16 protein-coding genes and 1 tRNA gene are annotated in these 18,614 nt (G+C 43.8%); 11 read left to right on the forward strand and 6 right to left on the reverse strand.

Going from position 1 to position 18,614, the window contains the following annotated elements; genetic code table 11:
• Position 1: 1 nt before the first annotated feature.
• The 3 genes from QXD64_04600 to QXD64_04610 are packed head-to-tail and all read left to right on the forward strand — an operon-like array spanning position 2 to position 4,231.
• Complete coding sequence (locus tag QXD64_04600) at positions 2–1,663, forward strand: type II/IV secretion system ATPase subunit (protein MEM3396595.1); 1,662 nt, start codon at positions 2–4, stop codon at positions 1,661–1,663.
• Complete coding sequence (locus tag QXD64_04605; GenBank protein MEM3396596.1) at positions 1,660–3,327, forward strand: type II secretion system F family protein; 1,668 nt, start codon at positions 1,660–1,662, stop codon at positions 3,325–3,327. The genes QXD64_04600 and QXD64_04605 overlap by 4 nt, the downstream gene beginning before the upstream one ends.
• Before the next feature lie 52 nt (positions 3,328–3,379).
• Positions 3,380–4,231 carry a 3-hydroxybutyryl-CoA dehydrogenase gene (locus QXD64_04610; protein ID MEM3396597.1) on the forward strand — a complete coding sequence of 284 codons (852 nt, stop codon included), beginning with the start codon at positions 3,380–3,382 and terminating at the stop codon, positions 4,229–4,231.
• On the opposite strand, the gene QXD64_04615 is transcribed toward QXD64_04610, so the two are convergent.
• From QXD64_04615 to QXD64_04630, 4 genes are read right to left on the reverse strand one after another with little or no spacing between them, the layout of a single operon-like run.
• Positions 4,228–5,238, reverse strand: coding sequence for a hypothetical protein (locus QXD64_04615; protein MEM3396598.1), 1,011 nt, complete (start codon positions 5,236–5,238; stop codon positions 4,228–4,230). The genes QXD64_04610 and QXD64_04615 overlap by 4 nt on opposite strands.
• A gap of 1 nt (position 5,239) precedes the next feature.
• Positions 5,240–6,067, reverse strand: a complete 828-nt coding sequence (locus QXD64_04620; protein MEM3396599.1) for a HesA/MoeB/ThiF family protein — start codon at positions 6,065–6,067, stop codon at positions 5,240–5,242.
• Positions 6,064–6,552 (reverse strand): hypothetical protein, encoded by a 489-nt coding sequence (locus QXD64_04625; protein MEM3396600.1) that lies wholly within the window; start codon positions 6,550–6,552, stop codon positions 6,064–6,066. Before QXD64_04625 ends, QXD64_04620 begins: the two co-directional genes overlap by 4 nt.
• A complete protein-coding gene (locus QXD64_04630; protein ID MEM3396601.1) occupies positions 6,549–6,794 on the reverse strand; it encodes a hypothetical protein in 246 nt (81 codons plus the stop codon). The genes QXD64_04625 and QXD64_04630 overlap by 4 nt, the downstream gene beginning before the upstream one ends.
• Before the next feature lie 140 nt (positions 6,795–6,934).
• Between QXD64_04630 and QXD64_04635 the strand changes: the two genes are divergently transcribed.
• The 8 genes from QXD64_04635 to QXD64_04670 all read left to right on the forward strand — a co-directional run bounded on the left by QXD64_04635 (position 6,935) and on the right by QXD64_04670 (position 14,627).
• Positions 6,935–7,180, forward strand: coding sequence for a PRC-barrel domain-containing protein (locus tag QXD64_04635; GenBank protein ID MEM3396602.1), 246 nt, complete (start codon positions 6,935–6,937; stop codon positions 7,178–7,180).
• Between the two features lie 23 nt (positions 7,181–7,203).
• Positions 7,204–7,926, forward strand: a complete 723-nt coding sequence (locus tag QXD64_04640) for an ATPase domain-containing protein (protein MEM3396603.1) — start codon at positions 7,204–7,206, stop codon at positions 7,924–7,926.
• A gap of 24 nt (positions 7,927–7,950) precedes the next feature.
• Positions 7,951–8,025 (forward strand) — tRNA-Pro (locus QXD64_04645).
• A gap of 149 nt (positions 8,026–8,174) precedes the next feature.
• On the forward strand, positions 8,175–8,429 hold the full coding sequence (gene purS / locus QXD64_04650) for a phosphoribosylformylglycinamidine synthase subunit PurS (protein MEM3396604.1): 255 nt from the start codon (positions 8,175–8,177) through the stop codon (positions 8,427–8,429).
• Positions 8,430–8,434: 5 nt separating this feature from the next.
• On the forward strand, positions 8,435–10,759 hold the full coding sequence (gene purL, locus QXD64_04655; GenBank protein MEM3396605.1) for a phosphoribosylformylglycinamidine synthase subunit PurL: 2,325 nt from the start codon (positions 8,435–8,437) through the stop codon (positions 10,757–10,759).
• Positions 10,760–10,802: 43 nt separating this feature from the next.
• The gene (locus QXD64_04660) at positions 10,803–12,320 is read left to right on the forward strand and encodes an ATPase domain-containing protein (protein ID MEM3396606.1); all 1,518 of its coding nucleotides are present in this window, start codon (positions 10,803–10,805) and stop codon (positions 12,318–12,320) included.
• A 1-nt stretch (position 12,321) separates the two neighbouring features.
• Complete coding sequence (locus QXD64_04665) at positions 12,322–13,524, forward strand: ATPase domain-containing protein (GenBank protein MEM3396607.1); 1,203 nt, start codon at positions 12,322–12,324, stop codon at positions 13,522–13,524.
• Positions 13,525–13,541: 17 nt separating this feature from the next.
• Positions 13,542–14,627 (forward strand): DUF763 domain-containing protein, encoded by a 1,086-nt coding sequence (locus QXD64_04670; protein ID MEM3396608.1) that lies wholly within the window; start codon positions 13,542–13,544, stop codon positions 14,625–14,627.
• Between the two features lie 6 nt (positions 14,628–14,633).
• Here the strand turns inward: QXD64_04670 and QXD64_04675 are convergent, their stop codons facing one another.
• Together QXD64_04675 and QXD64_04680 are read right to left on the reverse strand one after the other, a co-directional pair.
• Entirely contained in the window at positions 14,634–15,371 is a 738-nt protein-coding gene (locus tag QXD64_04675; GenBank protein MEM3396609.1) for a hypothetical protein, read from the reverse strand.
• A gap of 57 nt (positions 15,372–15,428) precedes the next feature.
• Positions 15,429–18,569, reverse strand: a complete 3,141-nt coding sequence (locus QXD64_04680) for a hypothetical protein (protein ID MEM3396610.1) — start codon at positions 18,567–18,569, stop codon at positions 15,429–15,431.
• Positions 18,570–18,614: the final 45 nt, after the last annotated feature.

Consider the following 18,614-nt stretch of genomic DNA (forward strand, 5'->3'; position numbering starts at 1 on the left):
TATGGCTACACTTGAAGAAGTTATTGCAAAAAATCCGCATCTTGGTAAATATCTAGAAAGTTTGGCAGCCAAGGGCTTCCCAAAACCTGTATTTCTTGAACGACTTGGTGAAGAGGTATCTCGATTGAAGAATCCGAACATAATTTATCCAGTAGGTGACCCAATATTCATACATCTCTATAGGCCAAACGGATATTATTATGTGGTAATTGAGCCCCCACTTCCACCAGAAACTGAAGCAAAATACAATCAGATTCTTGAACTCATGCTCAAGTATGCTACCAGATTCGAAGAAACACCTGAAAAGAAGGAAGAATTTGAACTTCTGATTGACAAACTGATTAACCGAATCACCTCTGTAGAGGAAAAGGAGAAGCGGAAATTTTTCAGAAAATTTGAATTTGAAAAAATTCCTGTTACACCCCAGGAACTGGAGGTGCTGAGATACCATATCAAGAAGAACATTCTTGAAAACGGAAAAATTGAACCTCTCATCAGAGACCCCTACATTGAAGACATTCACTGTGTTGGTACCACTGAAATCCACATCACCCACAAACTTTTCGGGATGCTTGCAACCAACCTCCAGTTTGCAAAAATCGGGGAAATTGATGAGTTTCTGCGTAACATGACTGAGCGAATTGGTCATCCTGTAAGTGATGCCCGTCCTGTTGTTGACGCTGCCCTGCCAGATGGTTCCAGGTTGAATGTGGTCTATAGTGAAGATGTGAGCATGCGGGGTCCAAGCTTCACAATCAGAAAATTTTCTGAAAAACCATACACACTTCCAAGGCTTGTAGCATGGAATACGCTGAGTGCAGAAATGGCTGGTTTTCTCTGGCTCTGTGTAGAAAATGGAATAAATGCGTTTGTGTGTGGTGAGACAGCATCTGGCAAGACCACAACATTGAATGCGCTCATTCCGTTCATAAACCACAAATACAAGGTGTATTCTGCAGAAGATACACCAGAAATCATTTCGCCTCACAAGGTCTGGCAGAGAATGCTCACACGAGAGAGTGTTCAGGAAAGTGCAAGGGTTGAGATGTATGACTTGCTCAGGGCAGCCCTGAGAAGCAGGCCGAACTTCATAATCGTGGGTGAGATAAGAGGAAAGGAGGGTTTTGTGGCCTTCCAGGCAATGCAGACAGGCCACTATGTGCTTTCTACCTTCCATGCACCCTCTGTGAAGCAATTAATCCAGAGATTCATAGGAGAGCCAATTAACATTCCTGAGCGATTTATGGACAACCTGAATCTTGTCGTTTTCCAGCAAAATGTTTACGAGGGGGGCAGAGTGATGCGCAGATGCATTTCCATAGACGAAATTCTAAAATACTCAAAGGAGAAGGGCGGTGTGTTAACCCGAAACATGTTCATGTGGGAGCCAGACAGGGACCAGTTCTTCTTCAACGGCATCAACAACTCCTACATTCTCGAGGAAAAGATTGCTCCGAGATTGAAATACAAGGATAAGGCAGCGATATACAGGGACCTGGAGGCAAGAGCGACAGCAATCCAGAAACTTGTAGAAGCAAAGGTGTTTGATTACGATGTACTTAACCGAATTCTGGATGAATACTTTGAGAGGAACATTGATAGTATAAGGAATCCTGCTGAATTTTTGCGGGAGTTTGACAGATTAATCAAGGCGGTCACATGATTGATAGAATAAGAAAAGCGTATCTCTGGATGGAAATTTCGCCAAAGGACTACATCCTCACAAGAATTCTCCCTGTGTTCATTTTCAGCACAGTTTTCATACTCTCAATTGTGATTCTGCAGCCAGCAATTCTTCAGGACATGCTCTACTATCTCCTTTTCGTGGCTGTCCCTCTATTTATCTGCATTTATGTGGTAATTCACCCCCTTGTTATCTACGAACGGCTGGGCAAATCTATAGATGAAGACATGCACCTTTTTGTGACGAGGCTTGGTGTACTCTCAGTTGCCTATGTCTCAAGAAAGGAAATGTTTGACATTCTCGGGGAGATGAAGGAATACAGGGCGCTGGCAAGAGAGGTGAAAAAAGTTTACGACTTAATGAGCAAGTGGAACATCGCACTCCAGAGGGCATGTAGATTGGTTGCAGAGATGACACCGAGTGTGCTTTTCTCGGATTTTCTCACAAGAATGGCTCATGCGATTGAGACGGGAGAGAGTGCTGAGAAGTTTGCAGAAAATGAGCAAAAAGCCACGATGGAAGAATTCGTGGTGAAATACAGGGCAAGTTTGGGTGCTGTGGAAATAATGAACGAGGTCTTCATTTCTTTTGCTGTAGTTGTTATTTTTATTTTCGTGTTTGTGTTTATTCTTCCCTTTCTAGTTGGTGAGAATGCAATTTATCTGCTTGCAGGTGCCGGGCTTCTCTTTGTGCTGGGAGAAATTTTTTTCCTCTACTTCTTTGCTACTGTTGTGCCTGGAGAGCACATCTGGCAGACATCTGGAACAGAGACAGAGAGAGAGCAGAAACTTAAAAGAGCATTACTTTACACAGCTCTAGCATCTGGTCTCCTCATACTTCCTTCTACCTTCCTTTACCTTTTCTTCGCAATCCCGCTATACATTCTCGTTCCGCTCATATTTTCACCGCTTGCGCTAACTGGATATCTTGCGGACAAGGAAGAAGAAATCATTATCAGAAGGGATGAGAATTTTCCTTCATTTATCCGCTCCCTTGGAAGTTCTGCAGGTGCAATGGGAAAGGAAACGACCTATGCCCTTAAAAAGCTCCGCCAGTATAGATTTGGCCCGCTCACAAAAAACATAGATGACCTTTACAAACGCCTTAACCTCAGAATTAACAAGAGTTTGGCATGGAAGCTTTTTGGAATAGAGAGCGGGAGCGATTTGATTTCAAAGTTTAATGCATTGTATGTTGAAGGCACGCACATTGGTGGGAATCCAAAACAAATCAGCCAGATTATCAGCGACAATTTTCTCACAATTGTGGGCTTGAGAAAACACAAGTACCAGGTGAGTGCTACTACCTCTGGAATTCTCTATGGGCTTACTGCAGGCATAACATTTCCGCTCTACATCTCGCTCTATCTCTCAAACTGGATTCAGCGACTGATGAATTCAGTGGCACCACCAGAGGAATACCCTTTTCTAAATATTCTGCACGGCACTGTGTTTGACACATTCTGGCTCACTGTAATCTGTCTTTTCGTGGTTTGCGTCCACTCCTTTCTCTCTGCGTACATGCTCAAAATTTTGAAGGGCAGTCATCCCTATGTCATGCTTAAACACTACTGCATAATGCTCTGGATTTCTGGCATCACAGCAGCAATTTCAATCTACATGATGCAGATGCTTTTGCCGTGAGAGGAGTAAAGAGTTTTTATATCCCGAAGTAATTCCCGTCATGGTGAAACGCATGGAGATAAAGAAAGTAGGTGTCGCTGGCGCTGGCACGATGGGCGCAGGGATTGCTCAGGTCTGTGCGATGCACGGCTACGAAGTGATTCTCAGGGACATTGAGGAAATGTTCATAAAAAATGGAAAAAATAACATTGAGAAAAGCTTGAACAAGTTTGCGGAGAAGGGCAAAATTACGCAGGAGGCAAAGACAGAGATTCTAGACCGAATAAAAACCACTGTTCACATGGAGGACCTCAAAGATTGCGACCTGGTAATTGAGGCAATTGTGGAAAACCCAGAACTGAAGAAGGCATTTTTTAAGGACCTGAATAAAATTGCGAAGCCAGAAACAATTTTCGCATCGAACACATCCTCAATTTCAATTACGGAGCTTGCAGCTGCTTCTGGCAGGGGGGACAGATTCATCGGAATGCACTTCATGAACCCAGTGCCCCTCATGAAACTCGTGGAAATAATTCGTGGTGTCCAGACAAGCGAGGAGACCACAAAGATAATTGTAGAGATGACGAAGAAATTAGATAAAATTCCTGTTGAGGTGAACGACTCCCCTGGTTTCGTATCCAATCGCGTTCTCATGCCGATGATAAATGAAGCCATTTTCTGCGTTTACGAGGGTGTTGGCACTCCAGAAGCAATAGATGCAGTGATGAAGCTAGGGATGAACCATCCAATGGGACCACTTGAACTTGCAGATTTAATTGGCCTTGATGTCTGTCTCAGCATTCTCGAAGTCCTTTACAACAACTTCAACGACCCGAAGTACAGGCCCTGTCCATTGTTGAGAAAGATGGTGAAGGCAGGATATCTAGGTAGAAAAACAGGCCGCGGGTTCTACAAGTACAGTTAAGCTCTTCTCCCCACTATTGGGCGGTGGGGAGGCACATACTTTATTTTTGGGAGTACCTCATTATCTAACACAACGATTTCCCCAAAATAGGCATCCACAATTTTTGAGCCACGCTTAATCTCCCTTCGCACCTTTTCTACATCCATCTTTGAAAACAACAGAAGACACTGGTCTGTAGCTTCCTCCTTCAGTAATTCTAACAACTCAAGAGCACTTGCATTCCTGTTTGTAAACACAACTGGTGTAATTGCAAATGTGAGAGAGTATTCGCTTACATTCTCACCCTCAAAAACAAATCTTATTCGATTTTCCTTGACACTGGCTTCACTTGGGTATGCCAGATTGATTTCGCATTTTTCGTATATTTCGTCAGGATACATTTCAATGTCCTTCAACTCCCGCATGAAAATTGTCTCCACGCGCTCAACTATTCTATTCCTCGCATCAATTACAGCTTCTCTCAGCGACACGGTCTCGTCAAACTTAATCTCAAATCGCATCTTAGTATAGAACTGTGTCAGTTTGTTTTTATAACTGTAGTTTTCCACAAGCTTCGGATGTATCTGGACTGAGCCCTTCGAAGAGTACAGAAAACAGCCAAGAGAGTAGCCGTCTGTAACCACCGAGAGATAGCTCTTTTTCATCGAGGCACGGGAGGAGAGCATGTGGTCATCGATCTCGCTGTGGAACATTGGCGTTGTTTCAGCACCCATTGTAGCTTCAAGGTAGTCGTCCCTGAATGGATGAGAATGATAAAGCCCCACAATCCCAACCTTCCTTGGGTAGCTCATTGCCAGGTTCATTTCCTCCACAGGACTTGCTTCGGCACCATACTTTGACTGCGAGATGTACTGGGTCGCGGGCACTGCATCAAGCACAAACACATCATCATTATCAAAGAATCCCACGAGCCAGCCCACCACCTCAAACCCATGTGCCTTTGCCTGCTCTAAGGCATGGTTCAGAATTTTTTCCTTCGCTGTATTCATCAACACAATTTCAGCCATTTCACATCAACTTTTCAAAGAGTTCATCAATATTTTCTAGTTCCTCTAACTTCTTTTTATCAATTTTTTCCTCGGATTTCTTACCACACACCCTGCATTTCGGATTTCTCTTCCAGTTCACCACATTCATTGTGCCATTTAATCCATCATAGATTATGTAGGGTACGGTTTTCCCAAATCCGAGAAGAATTTTTAATGCTTCCTGGCATTCAAGGGCCGCAATAATTCCCATTGTGGTTGGTAGTGAAACTGCATGGCAGGTGCCTGTTTCATGTCCCTCTGTTTTCATAGGATAGTCAGTTTTCTGGCTCACCACATGGCACCTGTAGCATGCGGTTTTGCCTGGAATTATTGTGTGCACAGAACCCCGAATTCCATCCAAACTCGTACCACCATCCACATATGTTTTTTTCAGTTCCACACACTTTGCATTTATGAACATGCGCACACCAAAACTATCCACACAGCCGAGCACAATATCTGACCTTTCAACTTCGGCAACAAATGCCTCATAACCATCCCTTGTAATGTCAAGGGGATAGGGTAAAATCTCCACATCTGGGTTTACATGATTAAGATACTCTTTCAGTGCCTCCACCTTCTTCATCCCTACCTGCTCCATCCTGTATATCATCCTGTTCAAATTTTCCAAACCAAGAGTGTCATAATCAAAGATTGCAATTTTGCCAGTGCCAAGTCTCGTCATGATATCTGCACAAACTGCACCCAATCCGCCAGCACCCACTATTAAAATTCTTTTCTCCCTCAACTTTTCCAATTTTGCATGCGGAAAAATTGCAAGGCGGGAGTAGCGTTCTGGTGTGGTCATAAATATCCCTGTCTTATCGCCATTGTGAGCACGCTTTGAACCCAGTAAGAAACCTCACGTTTCAGGTATAGGGCAATGCTGCAGTGCTCGTTCCACCAGAAATTCTGTTCCATGTGCATATCGCAGATGCGCAGCCCGAGAACCTCATCCTCAAGCTTCCTGTCAGTGTAGTCAATAAGCACAGGCACTCTTGCTGCAGGTGGTGTGTGGGGGTAGGTTTTTTTCAGCACAAGTTCAATATCAAACTGATAGTTTTGTGCTGTTATAGTACCTTCCCATCTGGTTGCATCATCATTAACTGGCTTAATTGAAAACCATCTCGGATTTTCGCCCACCTTTTCCCAATACTCAATATATTCTATAAGTTTCACCAGTGCATACTTCTCTTCCTTAACTCTGAGATTCCATTTTTTGTCGCCTGGGGAAGCAACTGTTGCACATTGCAGGAAGTGGAAGAGGTCTGGCTCTTTTGGAATGGCTCTCACCCTACAACTGATGGGTCTATTACATGAATCACCGTGTTTTTCTCAGCAACCTCACCGACAGTTCCACCAGTTATGGGCGTTCCTGCTGGGTATGTGGCGCTCAGGATTGTCGGGTCTTTGTTCTGCTGTTTGGCTGCAATCACAAGTGCTTCCTGAAAGAGCATGCTATCTGGCACTTTCACAGTGACCACGGGTTTGTCGGGTTCACTTATAAATATGAATCTAAGTGTTACCACCGCCATGCCTATCACCATCACAGATATGGAGGAGGGGTATTTATGAGTTGTGGGAGGGGGGACTGTAATGTAAGTATCTCCGTATGTTCAAATCGCCATCAAAATTTTTAAATACACTCTTGTAATCCCTCAAATCAGTGGTTAGCATGAAGAAATTCATAACTGAACTTAGGGGAAAGACTGTGATGACAAATGACGGCCAGATACTTGGAGTAGTGGACAACTTCGTTGTTGACTCTCTCAGTGGAGAAATAGAACACATGCTGGTAGTCCCGGCGGAAGAGCTGGACACACGGGGCTTCAAACTAGATAACCAGAATAGAATCATCCTGCCCTTCAAGTCCATGAGGGCAGTAAAGGATGTCATCGTGATGGATCTAGGTGGCCAGTAACTGCGTTTGAGTTCCGTGATTCTATGCAAAAGCCAGAAATTTCGCGAATTAAAACATTCATTGAAGGGTTTGATGAAAAGTTGAATGGCGGTATTCCCCAGAAAAATGTGGTCTTGATTGCTGGTGAACCAGGCACGCTGAAAAGCACGATTGCATTCTACATTCTTTATCACAATGCCCTCAATGAAAGCATACCTGGGGTTTACATTACCTTGGAGCAGGGAAGAGAGAGTATACTTTCCAACATGGAAGGACTTGGGCTGGAGTACGCAAAGGTAGAAAAGAAGTTAAGTGTTGTCGACTTGGCTATGATCAGAAAGCACATAGAGGGGATTGGAGAGCATACATGGATGGACATCTTCAAAATGTATGCTGACAATTTAAAAGCTACTACAGACTATCAACTTTTTGTGATTGATTCTTTGCCTGTGCTTGAAATGCTAGCTGAATTAAAAAATCCTCGGAATGAATTGTTTCATTTTTTTGAATGGCTCCGAGATCTGGATGTGACTGCCTTGGTAATTACCGAGATGCGCCCAAACTCTCTTGAATACTGCCATTTTGGAGAGGATTTTCTTGCAGATGGTATCCTGCATGTGAAGATGGAGCAGGTGGATGAAGTCACAGTCCAGAGAAGGATTCGCTGTGTCAAAATGAGAAATACGAATCACAGCACTAATTTCTACACTTTGATGCTCGAGAATGGCGTCCTCCAGGTAACTAGAGTGCTTTCTGAAAAGACCTGAGTGAGTGCCAGATGGGGGGTTCAAGGGTCTGTGGGGTAGTTTGGCCTATCCTCCGTGGTTCGGGACCACGGGACTGCGGTTCAAATCCGCACAGACCCATTTCTAGTGGCTCTCATCTCTCAGTTGATTATCTCTAGGAACATCCTGATAGAACAGGCAATTTTCGTGATTGTCTAGTTTTTCTAACTCATTTCTAAGATAGAAATCAAAGCACAAATTCCATATACCTGCAAATGTTTTTCCTAACCATGGAAAAATACACTGTTGAGATAAAGGTTGAATTGAAGAAGGGCATCACAGATCCAGAAGGAGAAAATACAAAGAAAGCACTTGCACTTCTTGGTTTCAATGCGATAGAAAGTGTCCGCTCACTTAGAATTTACGAACTCATGGTTGTTGCTGAAAACAAAGAAAAGGCGCTCGCAATTGCCGAAGAAAGCTGCAAGAAATTGTTGGCAAACCCCGTGATTCACAACTATAAAATTATGGTCAAAGAGCAGTGAGAAGGATGAAGACCAAAAAGCATGGAAATTTGGATAATTGTTTTGAAGTGGAGCTACCAGAAACTCCAGAGGGATTGAAGGAAGTGAGCGATGCTCTCAAGCTTGGCCTTAGCGCAGAAGAAATGCTGCACGTGAAGAATTATTTTAAAAAGCTAGGGAGGAATCCAACAGATGTAGAATTGAATGCAATAGGTCAGGCCTGGAGTGAACATTGCTGTTACAAGAGTTCAAAGGTTGTGCTGAAGAAATACATATTCCCACTGGAACACAAGGACATGCTTCTCAAAGGTGATGCAGGTGTTATGAGCTTTGATGAGGAGTATGCTTACGCGATAAGAATTGAGTCACACAATCATCCCTCAGCGGTTGAGCCATATGGTGGAGCTGCCACTGGTATAGGAGGAATTCTCAGAGATGTGCTGGCGATGGGAGCTCAACCGATCGCACTGATTGATCCATTGTTCTTTGGTCCATTGGACATCCCATATGAAAAACTTCCAAGTGGGGTGAAGCATCCAAAATATCTATTTACTGGTGTGGTCGCAGGAATAAGGGACTATGGAAACAGAGTCGGTATTCCCACAGTTGCAGGGTTCGTCCATTTTGACCCTAACTATACATCCAATTGCTTGGTAAATGTTGGTTGTGTTGGAATCGGAAAGAAGAAGTTCATAAAGAAGAATGCAGTTTCAAACCCAGGGGATAACTTTGTATTAGTTGGTGGACTTACGGGCAGAGATGGAATCCATGGTGTGAATTTTGCATCTGCAGTCCTCACAGAAAAAAGTGATGTGGAGGCAAGACCATCAGTCCAGCTCGGTAATCCGATAATGAAAGAACCACTAATTCATGCGGTTATGGAATGTGTGGAAGCAAATCTGGTAGAGGGTGTGAAAGATTTAGGAGGAGGTGGCCTTTCCTGTGTTTGTGGAGAGATGGCAATTGCTGGTGGCTGTGGGGCGGAAATTCATTTGGACCGGGTACCCCTGAAGGAAGAGAATATGGCCCCCTGGGAAATTTGGATTTCCGAGTCCCAGGAACGGATGATGCTCGCTGTGAAAGACGAGAATCTTTCTAAGGTGAAGGAAATTTTTGACCTCTACGATGTGCCATGCACACCTATTGGGAAGGCAGTCCCAGAAAAGAAAGTTAAGTTGTATTTCAAAGGGACTAAAGTGTTTGAACTTGACATCGATTTCTATACTGGTGGGCCCGAATATGTTAGACCTTTTGTGATTAGGAAAAGGGAGAAGACAAAAGAGAAGAATCTTCCCCCATCTCCCAAACCAGAGGAATTGGAGAAAATTTTCCTAACTATTCTTTCCGACCTGAATGTGTGTTCAAAGGAATGGGTGATTCGACTATATGACCACGAAGTTAGAGGCAGAACGATCATTAAACCGCTTACTGGAAGACCCTCTCATCAAACACACGCTGATGCTGTGGTATTGAAACCGCTAGAGGACTCTTATCGTGGGCTTGCAATTGCAGTTGGTTCAGCTCCATGGGTTTCCGCTTTGGACCCTTACATAGGAGGAGTGATAAGTGTTGATGAGGTTGCTAGGAATCTGGCAAGTGTGGGTGCAATACCCCATGCAATGACTAACTGCATGAATTTTGGCAACCCTGAGGTGCCAGAGGTTCTTGGTGACTTTTATGAGGTGTTGAGGGGCATCGGCGATGCCTGTCGTGCCTTCAAAATTGCCGTACCTTCTGGCAATGTGAGTTTTTACAATGAGAGTCCTGCTGGTAGAATTTTGCCTACACCAGTTGTTCTGGGCACTGGCATTGTGAAAGATGTGAGAATTTCTGCGAGTACAGATCTTGCCTCCAGTGATGGTTACATCTATTTAATTGGAGAAACTCAGGAGAATCTTGGTGGCTCTGTCTATTCTAGAATTTACGGAATAGAAGACAATCCACCTACATGCAACCTTGGAAATGCCTTCAAGTATGTTTCCGCTGTTGTCTCTGGGATTGAGAGAGGGATAATTCGAAGTTGCCATGACATCGGTGATGGTGGACTTGCAGTGGCAATAGCTGAGATGAGTATTGGAGGAAATGTGGGTGTTGACATCAACTTAGATGCAGTGAACATGCGGGAAGATGTATTCCTGTTCTCAGAGTCGCCAACCCGATGGATTGCAGAAGTGGATGAGGAAAATCACGAAGAATTTGAGCGGGCTTTTGCAGGGCTAAACATAATGAGAATCGGAAGGGTAGGCGGAAAAAATATTGACTTTTTCAAGGCGGGAAAAAAGGTGCTTGGTGTTGAAATCCAGACAGCAAAGAGGGTCTGGAGTGAAACCCTTTGGAAGATAATGGGCTAATGGCAAAGATTATATCTTCGGTTGAAATTTAAGTGGTGATACTATGATGCAGAAAGAAAAAATAAAGATAGGAGTTCCAGGACTAGACGAGATGCTCCATGGTGGGCTTATCCCTGCCAGACCATACATTGTCTCAGGACAGCTTGGGAGTGGAAAGACCACGCTTGCAATGCAATTTCTGCTTGAAGGTGTAAAAAACGGGGAAAATGTGTTATACATCACTACTGAGGAGCCCCCGAATGAACTTAAGAAAAATTTTGAAAGTTTTAACTGGGATATTTCAAGAATAAAGGTTTTTGATGCGATTCCAGATGTGATGACATATGAAATCACTCCAGTGAAAGACATAACTGCGTTGCGGGAGATTGTTTCATTTAAGGATGTACCATACACAATTCGGAAGACCCCAGAGCATGGAGCCCCAGAGATGACATTCAATGCATTGCAGAATGCTCTCAAACTTGCCCTGTCAACAAGCGATTATGACAGAATAGTGGTGGATTCACTTACCGCACTCAAATTTTTCTGTATACCCTCATACGACCATAACCTGGGTGTTCAGTCCTTCATTCGTTTTCTTTCCGAACTCAAGGTTACCGCACTGCTCACTGTGGAAATGCCTCTCGAGTATCAGTTTGAACCGGAACTTTTCCTCGCAAGGGGTGAAATTCGGCTGCTGAAGTGGAGAGACAAAGACGGGGAGTTAAAGAGAGGAGTACTGATTGAAAAATACAAGGGTTCCTCGCACGATGTGCACCTCCGCCCAATGGAGATTACACCAGATGGAATTGTGGTGTACTCAGAGCTGCATGTAGAAAAGAGCCCGCTTGAAGCATACCTTGAGGCAATGCCAGTAGAAGAGCTTGAAGAAGAGGAGGTAGAAGAGAATAGAATTCCAGTGTCATCAGAGACAATAGAAAAGAAGTCAGTTGCTGAAAATCTTAGGCCAGTGAATGAGCCCTGTAAAGTTGAGCCAGTACCTGCACCGCCTTCTCCAAATCTTCCCAAGGTGGTGCAATCGCCTGTGGAACCTCCCAAACAGGTTCCAGCCACACAAGTTCCTAGCCCTGTAGCCTCCGTTACAACTTCGACAGAAGAGAAAAGAGAGATTGTGGACAAAGCCCAGATAGAGGCACTAATCAAGGAGGTAAAAATTTTGAGGGATGATGCAAACGATGCAGATTTGATTGGGATAGATGTCACGGAAATTCGTGCAATGTTGGATAAAACCGACTCGCTACTATCTCAGGGAAAGGTAGGCGAAGTTAAGGAAACAATTATGGCTGCGAGAAAATTGCTGGATGAGAGAATAAACCTCTTCCACACTGGTAGAGAAGTTGAGAAGGTTTCTGAAGGAAGTGGCGGCGTTGCTCCTGCTCAGATTCTTACACAAGAAATTCCACAAAGTGCTGAGGTGAAAGCAGAGGAGAAAAAGGTAGAAAAACCAGCAAAAGAAAAGAAGCCAAGGAAAAAGAAAGAGAAAAAAGTGGAGGAGAAAGAGAAGTCCGCGAAAGAGAAGAAGCCAAGAAAAAGAAAAACTGAGAAGGAGGAGGTGAGCTGAGATGGGTGGCGATAGAGTTAGCACAGGGCTTCAGGAACTTGACCATATGTTGAATGGAGGGCTTTTGCCAGGTAGACCGTACATTGTTTCTGGTCCACCGGGCAGTGGCAAAACCACACTCTGTTTGCATTTTCTCAGAGAAGGGCTAAAAAACGGAGAGCGATGCATGATTGTAACTTTGGATGAACCACCCAACGAAATAAAGGACAACATTTCGGTTTTTGGTTGGGATTTAAGCGGGATTGCTGTGTTGGATGCCACTCCTGATATCAGAAGTTACAGAAAGGCAACAGACATTTTAGAAATAAAAAGCATGAAGGATATCAAAACGCTGGGTGAGGTTGAGGATATCCGACAGAGCTCTGCAATAAATCCATATGACATCACAATTCAGTCCATTTACATGAAACTCAAAAAGGAATTCCAAGACAGAAAATACGACCGTATTGTGCTTGATTCCTTCACATCTCTACGTTTGTTTGCGGTCAAAAGTGAGAATATAGATAGCGAAAGACGAGAGATTCAGTCGTTACTGCGATTTCTTGCTGAATCCGAGGTCACAACACTCATAACTTCAGAGTACCCATCGCCTACAAAGATTGACCCAGAGTTTCTAGTTGCGAGAGGGGAAATTCGTCTCCACAAGGAGGTAATAAAAGGTACAATTGTTCGTGGCATTTCCATAGAGAGGTTGAGAGGCACAAGCCATGATACGATGATTCGCCCACTTGAATTTACAAAGGAAGGATTGAAAATTAGAATTCCTCTGTTTAAGGGAAAGCAAGTTCCCACTTCCAAACTCACAAATGTCACCTATTCGGACGAGGAAATCAAGGCGATTATGGAACAGATCGTAGACATGAACTCATGGGTGGAGTCAAAGCTTGAGAAATGTGTTGAGATTGGAATTGATGTGAGCCACATTGAATCGTTAATTGACAAGGCAAAAATGCTTCTAGATGCATCCGAGTACAACGAAGCATTGGAATGTGCAAAAGAGGCATGGAATATCACAGACCATAAACTTAACCAATACTTTACTGCCGTGGAACGCTGGAGAGCAAAACAAACCACTGCCAAGGACCTGCAAGAGTATCTTAACCAGTATCCTGCAGAGCCGCTGTGTGGGGTATGTGGATGTAAGGAGATAATTCTCCTGGAGGATGGTCGACTACAGTGCAGAAGATGTGGAAATATTTTGTAGTAGGGGATTAGACAATAATGAGAACGGGTTTTGCAGACCTTCCGCTGCATGGTGGTAGTGCACCCAGATGGTTGTTTGAGAGAATGGTTAAACTTGAGGGTGCAATAGCTGAGGTGATTGTTGAGGAATATGGCACCGCAGAATTGCTGAGACGCCTGTCCTCGCCTCACTGGTTCCAGGCGTTTGCCTGTGCAGTTGGCTTTGACTGGCATTCAAGTGGGACAACCACAGTTACCTGTGGTGCACTCAAGGAAGCCTTGGCGTTGAAAAATCTTGGCGTAAGGGTAGCTGGTGGCAAAGGTGCGACTTCAAGGGCAACCCAGCAGGAGATTGTAAAAATCGGTGATGAATTCAGTTTTACTGGGAGAAAGATTGACGAATTGAGAAGAGCAAGCAGAATGTGTGCAAAGGTGGACAACAATTGTGTCCAGGATGGACATGAACTCTACCATCATGTTATGGTGGTTGCAGAAAGCGGGGACTGGTGCGTGATTCAGCAGGGGATGCACAAGGAAAGGAATTACGCAAGGAGATACCACTGGTTTCAGCCAGAAAAATTCGTGGTTGAGCCACATGCTGGGATAGTTGGAGAGAGGATAGAGAATGTCCTTGATTTAACAGCTAAGCAAAGTGTGGAAGTCCAGAAGACCAGTGTTGACCTTGTCTGTGATGATTTTGAGAGATTACCGAGGTACCTTGCCTCTCTCACCCATCAAAGCACACTTGAGGATTTTGTTGATGGGCATCCAGTTAAACTTGAGAAATTGCAAATGCCGCTCAATGTGAACTGGGAGGTTTTGAAAAGAGTTTATGAATTCCAGCCCAGAAATTTTGAGGAACTTGTTGAGTTTAAAGGTGTGGGTGTCAGCACACTCCGTGCCCTTGCCCTGATCAGTGAAATTATTTTTGGAAAGGAACCGAGCTGGAAAGACCCTGTGAGGTTTTCGTTTGCAGTGGGCGGCAAGGACGGTGTGCCCTACCCTGTTGACAGAAAAGCAATGGACGAATCAACAAGGTTTTTGATAGAGACGATAGAAGGGGCGAAAATTGGGAAAAAGGAAAAGCTTGAAGCGCTAAAAAGGTTGCCAGAAATAAAAGAATAAAAGAGTTTAGAGCTGGAAAAGCTCATGGGCAATTGCATGCTGGCTCTTGTATGAGGGGTTTGTGATAGCACATACGATGTAATATTCGCCGCTGTCAACCGAGAAGCCAGTGTTTGAATTCAATGTCCAGTGATGCACACCATAGCTTCCAGGTGAGAGCGAGTACTTCTTTGAAGTTGTGTAGGCATAGACCACATCCCCGTTTGAGTTGTACACATAGAAGTGGAAGTAGCCAGTTATTGTAGTTGTTCCAGAATTCCAGACATAGATTTCCGCCCTGTTTGCTGTCTGGTTCATCACTGTTATTGTGTAGATTGATTTTGTGCTTCCAACCCCTATTTTGAAGGTTGCCAGTGCAAATTCACCAGCAAACCTTGCCTTGACCACATATTCATCCTCTGCAACCAGATTGCCATTTCCATCTTTCTGGTCCCAGTAGAAGCTTATGGATTGTGAGGGTTGAAGTGTGTAGAGCACTGTGAGAGTGGGCACAGCAGCAACAAAGGCACCATCCTTCTTGTGGATGGTTACAGAAGGAGTGTCCATCATTTCTATACTCCCTGTGTTTGTGAGTACGAAACCTACACCCTGCCCTCTCTCATAGTAGTTCTTCTCAACTGCAATTGAGATTGCTCCCTCTCCATTTCCTGTAGCCACTGTCTTTGGAAGGCATAGCACTGCAAGTGCACCTGCGAATAGAAGTCCGAGCACCAAAGCCAGACCGAATTTGATTTTTCCATTCATGGTTATCACAAAACCGCCTACAGGCAGGGGGTATTTATAATTTACTACACTGTGTAGTTAATCTCTCTTTCGCTTCCTCCAGAAAACAACTGGTGCAATCAAAAATACGAACAGGGCAAGGAATGAGAGATCACCACTTTCCGCTATCTCTGCATGATATATTGCAGTGAGGGAATTTGCGGTGCTGCTATTTTCAGCCCATAGTGAGAGGGCAGAACTCTTGTTTGTGACCACCAGACAGCCAGGATAAACTCTAACCTCTCCATCATTGTCATTCACACGGAGCGGAGAAAGCCATGTCTGGCCATTGTTTGTTGTGTTTGAATATGAAATATTTGCTTTTGTTCCCGTGATGTTGATAAATGCAATGTTTGCGAATGCACCGTTTGCAGCCACTGACGGGAAGAGTTCATCATTGGTTGAAAGGGCAACAGCTGAGAGCCCTGGGCTTGTAGCAAATTCATCGGTAGACCAGAAACAGTAGATGTCGCGGTCCCCATAGGTATCATCCTGGAATGCCACATATCCGTAATTTCCGCTGATGGAAATTGATGGATACATTTCGTTTTCAGCCCATGGAGTGTACCAGCCATTCCAGTTCTCGCCATCTGCAGAATAATACCAAGTTATGTTGTAATTTCCACCCGTTTCATTTTGGAATGCTATGAATACATAATTTGCATTAATCCCGGCACTTGGGTTTCTCTCATCTGTTGTTGTCTCGTTAAAATAGAAGTAACCATTCCATGTATTTCCTCCATCTGTTGAATTCACAAACCCAATGTCATACTTCCCAGGATTTGTGGTGCTCTCATTTTCATAGAAAATATACACTATATCATTATAGGCAACAATTGAGGGGTTCTTCCATTTTGATGAATCCCAGCCAGGAATATAATATTCGGCCCAGACATTACTCGCATTAGTGTATTTCCCAAATGAGAATGTAGCATTTTCGTAAGCAACATAAATATTCTGGGTAATTGGGTCTACGCATATGGAAGGATTTGTCACATTTGTTGTTGTGCTGTTTTTGCTCCAAGAGGTGGCCCATGCGCTTGTAAGTCCCTCTATACCTGCTCTCACAAAAACTCCGTGCGATGTTTCGGAATTATTTTGCTGGTATGCAACATAAATTGTTCCGTTTGCAGCTACACAGGCAGATGGATTGCTTCCATTTAGTTTCGGTGAGGTGCCAAGGATATTTGTGTCTGAGGTAAATGGTGCATCAAGGATATCAATTCCTCCTGATTTCGTCTCCACAACAGGAGAAACAACCACTTTTGTTTGGGCATGTGGTAACGGGTCAACTGTTAGCGTTGCACTTGCCCTTCCTATGGGATTACTCTCATTTGTATAGTCCTTGTTCTCCTTCCAGTCGGATGTGACAAATACCATTGAGGCATTTTCGTCTATCATCAGCTTCACTTCAATCTGGTAGTTATCAATTTCTGCTGCCACATATCCGGCAAATTCCCAATCTCCAGAGGCATTAAAAACAAAATATTTCTTTGAAAGAATTTTTCCATTTTTGCCATTTATCTCAACAAAATAATTTGCAAGAATGTGTCCTATCTTGTAGCCGACAGGAGGCGAACCCTTCTGGATGTAGATGCTGACAAAGTCGGTAGCATTCAGTGGTGGCGAAGGAATCACGCCACCCCCACCAGACCCTGAAATCTTGACTGGGCCAGTGTATGGCACATCAATTCCACCAAGCAAATTTTGTTCAACTGAAAGGTAGAGATTAATGGTTGAATCTTCCCTCACTGCACCGAATTTTTTAATGTTGTACTGAGCAGGAGCATCGTCCTCATCCTCCTCAAGTTGCTTGTCTCGCCAGTCAGCAAAAGCTCCATCTATTATTATTTTGGCAGGGGCACTTTTCACATACGAAACTTTTGCTTTACCTGCATCCTGGCTCTCGGATACACTCACCACTCCTTCTGCTTTCACACTCTCTCTACCATCAATTTCTATTCCCACTGCACTCTCCGGCAGATGGGCACTGGCATTCAGATAAAATACAATTTCTGTTTTTGTTTTGGTAATTACTGTGTTAAAACCAATCTCCTTTGCACCACTGAAAGTTTCTCTCGCTCTTGCACCGCCGTTGATGGAATATTCTACATCTACTGGCTGACTACTGCCAACTTCCTTCAGCACTATTCCTTTCAGTGTCACATCTTCCTGCGGTGCAGTCAACTCTACCCTTATGTACTCTGCAGCATTATCAATCACTTCATTGCCCACATACTTCACATTACAAACGAGTGCTGGCTTTTTGTTTGACACAATATAATCTGAAAAGTCCTCAGCACCATTGTAGGAAAACATATGATAAATAACTTCAATGTTCTCGCTATTGAATATCTTTTTCTGGACACGAAGTTCCACTGCATGGAGTGATTTCGCACAGTCTATGCTTCCATAACCAATTTTCGCCTGCCAATCAAAATTCCCTCTGCTTTCATCAAATTTGTAAACTTCGTGTATCTGGGCTTCTCCCCTGCAACCACCCAAATTAAGCACATAGTCTGCACCGATGCCTCGCACAAAGTAGCCTGTTTCAGGGTTGCAATCAGCATCCACAAAAATGTGGAGAATATCCATGTAGCCAGCATTTGCCTGCTTTGCATCGCCCTCAAAAATCTCGCCTCTCACCTCTACCAGAAAATAATACCATTTCTCATCGCTCTCAATCGCTGCATTCACGATGTCTATCTGAGTAGGCACAATGCCTGCAGAAAACTGGCTTTTCTTTGCACCTTCCCAGTCCGAAAACTCACCATCCAACTGGATTCTCTCTTTCTTTATTAAGAGAAGCCCTCCCAATGCGACACAAATCAAAATTATGGTGATAACAGGGACAAGGTAAAGATAAACTCTTTTTTGTTGCTTCTTTTTGCGGATTTGAGCCCTGTGGACAGGATAACCGCGTCCCTTCACGCCATTGATTTTGCCTTGGCTTGTCTCCCTCAGACCATTAGAGGCTGCTCTTTCACGTTGAGCAACGCCAGCAGTGGTTCTGCCTTCTATATTTTCAGGCGAGGAATATTCTGGCTCTTCAGTTTCAATTCTTTCAAAAATTTCATCCAGCTTTTCATGGACAGTTTTTGGAAACATATAATTGCACTGAAGGCAATGGCTGGCTGTATCATCATTTTCATAGTTGCAGAGAGGACAGATTTTAGACATATTTCTCGCTCAGTAAAACGGTCTCCTGCCTAATAAATTTTTCTA

This window comes from Thermoplasmata archaeon (assembly GCA_038874435.1).
Lineage (GTDB): Archaea > Thermoplasmatota > Thermoplasmata > Lutacidiplasmatales > SKW197 > SKW197.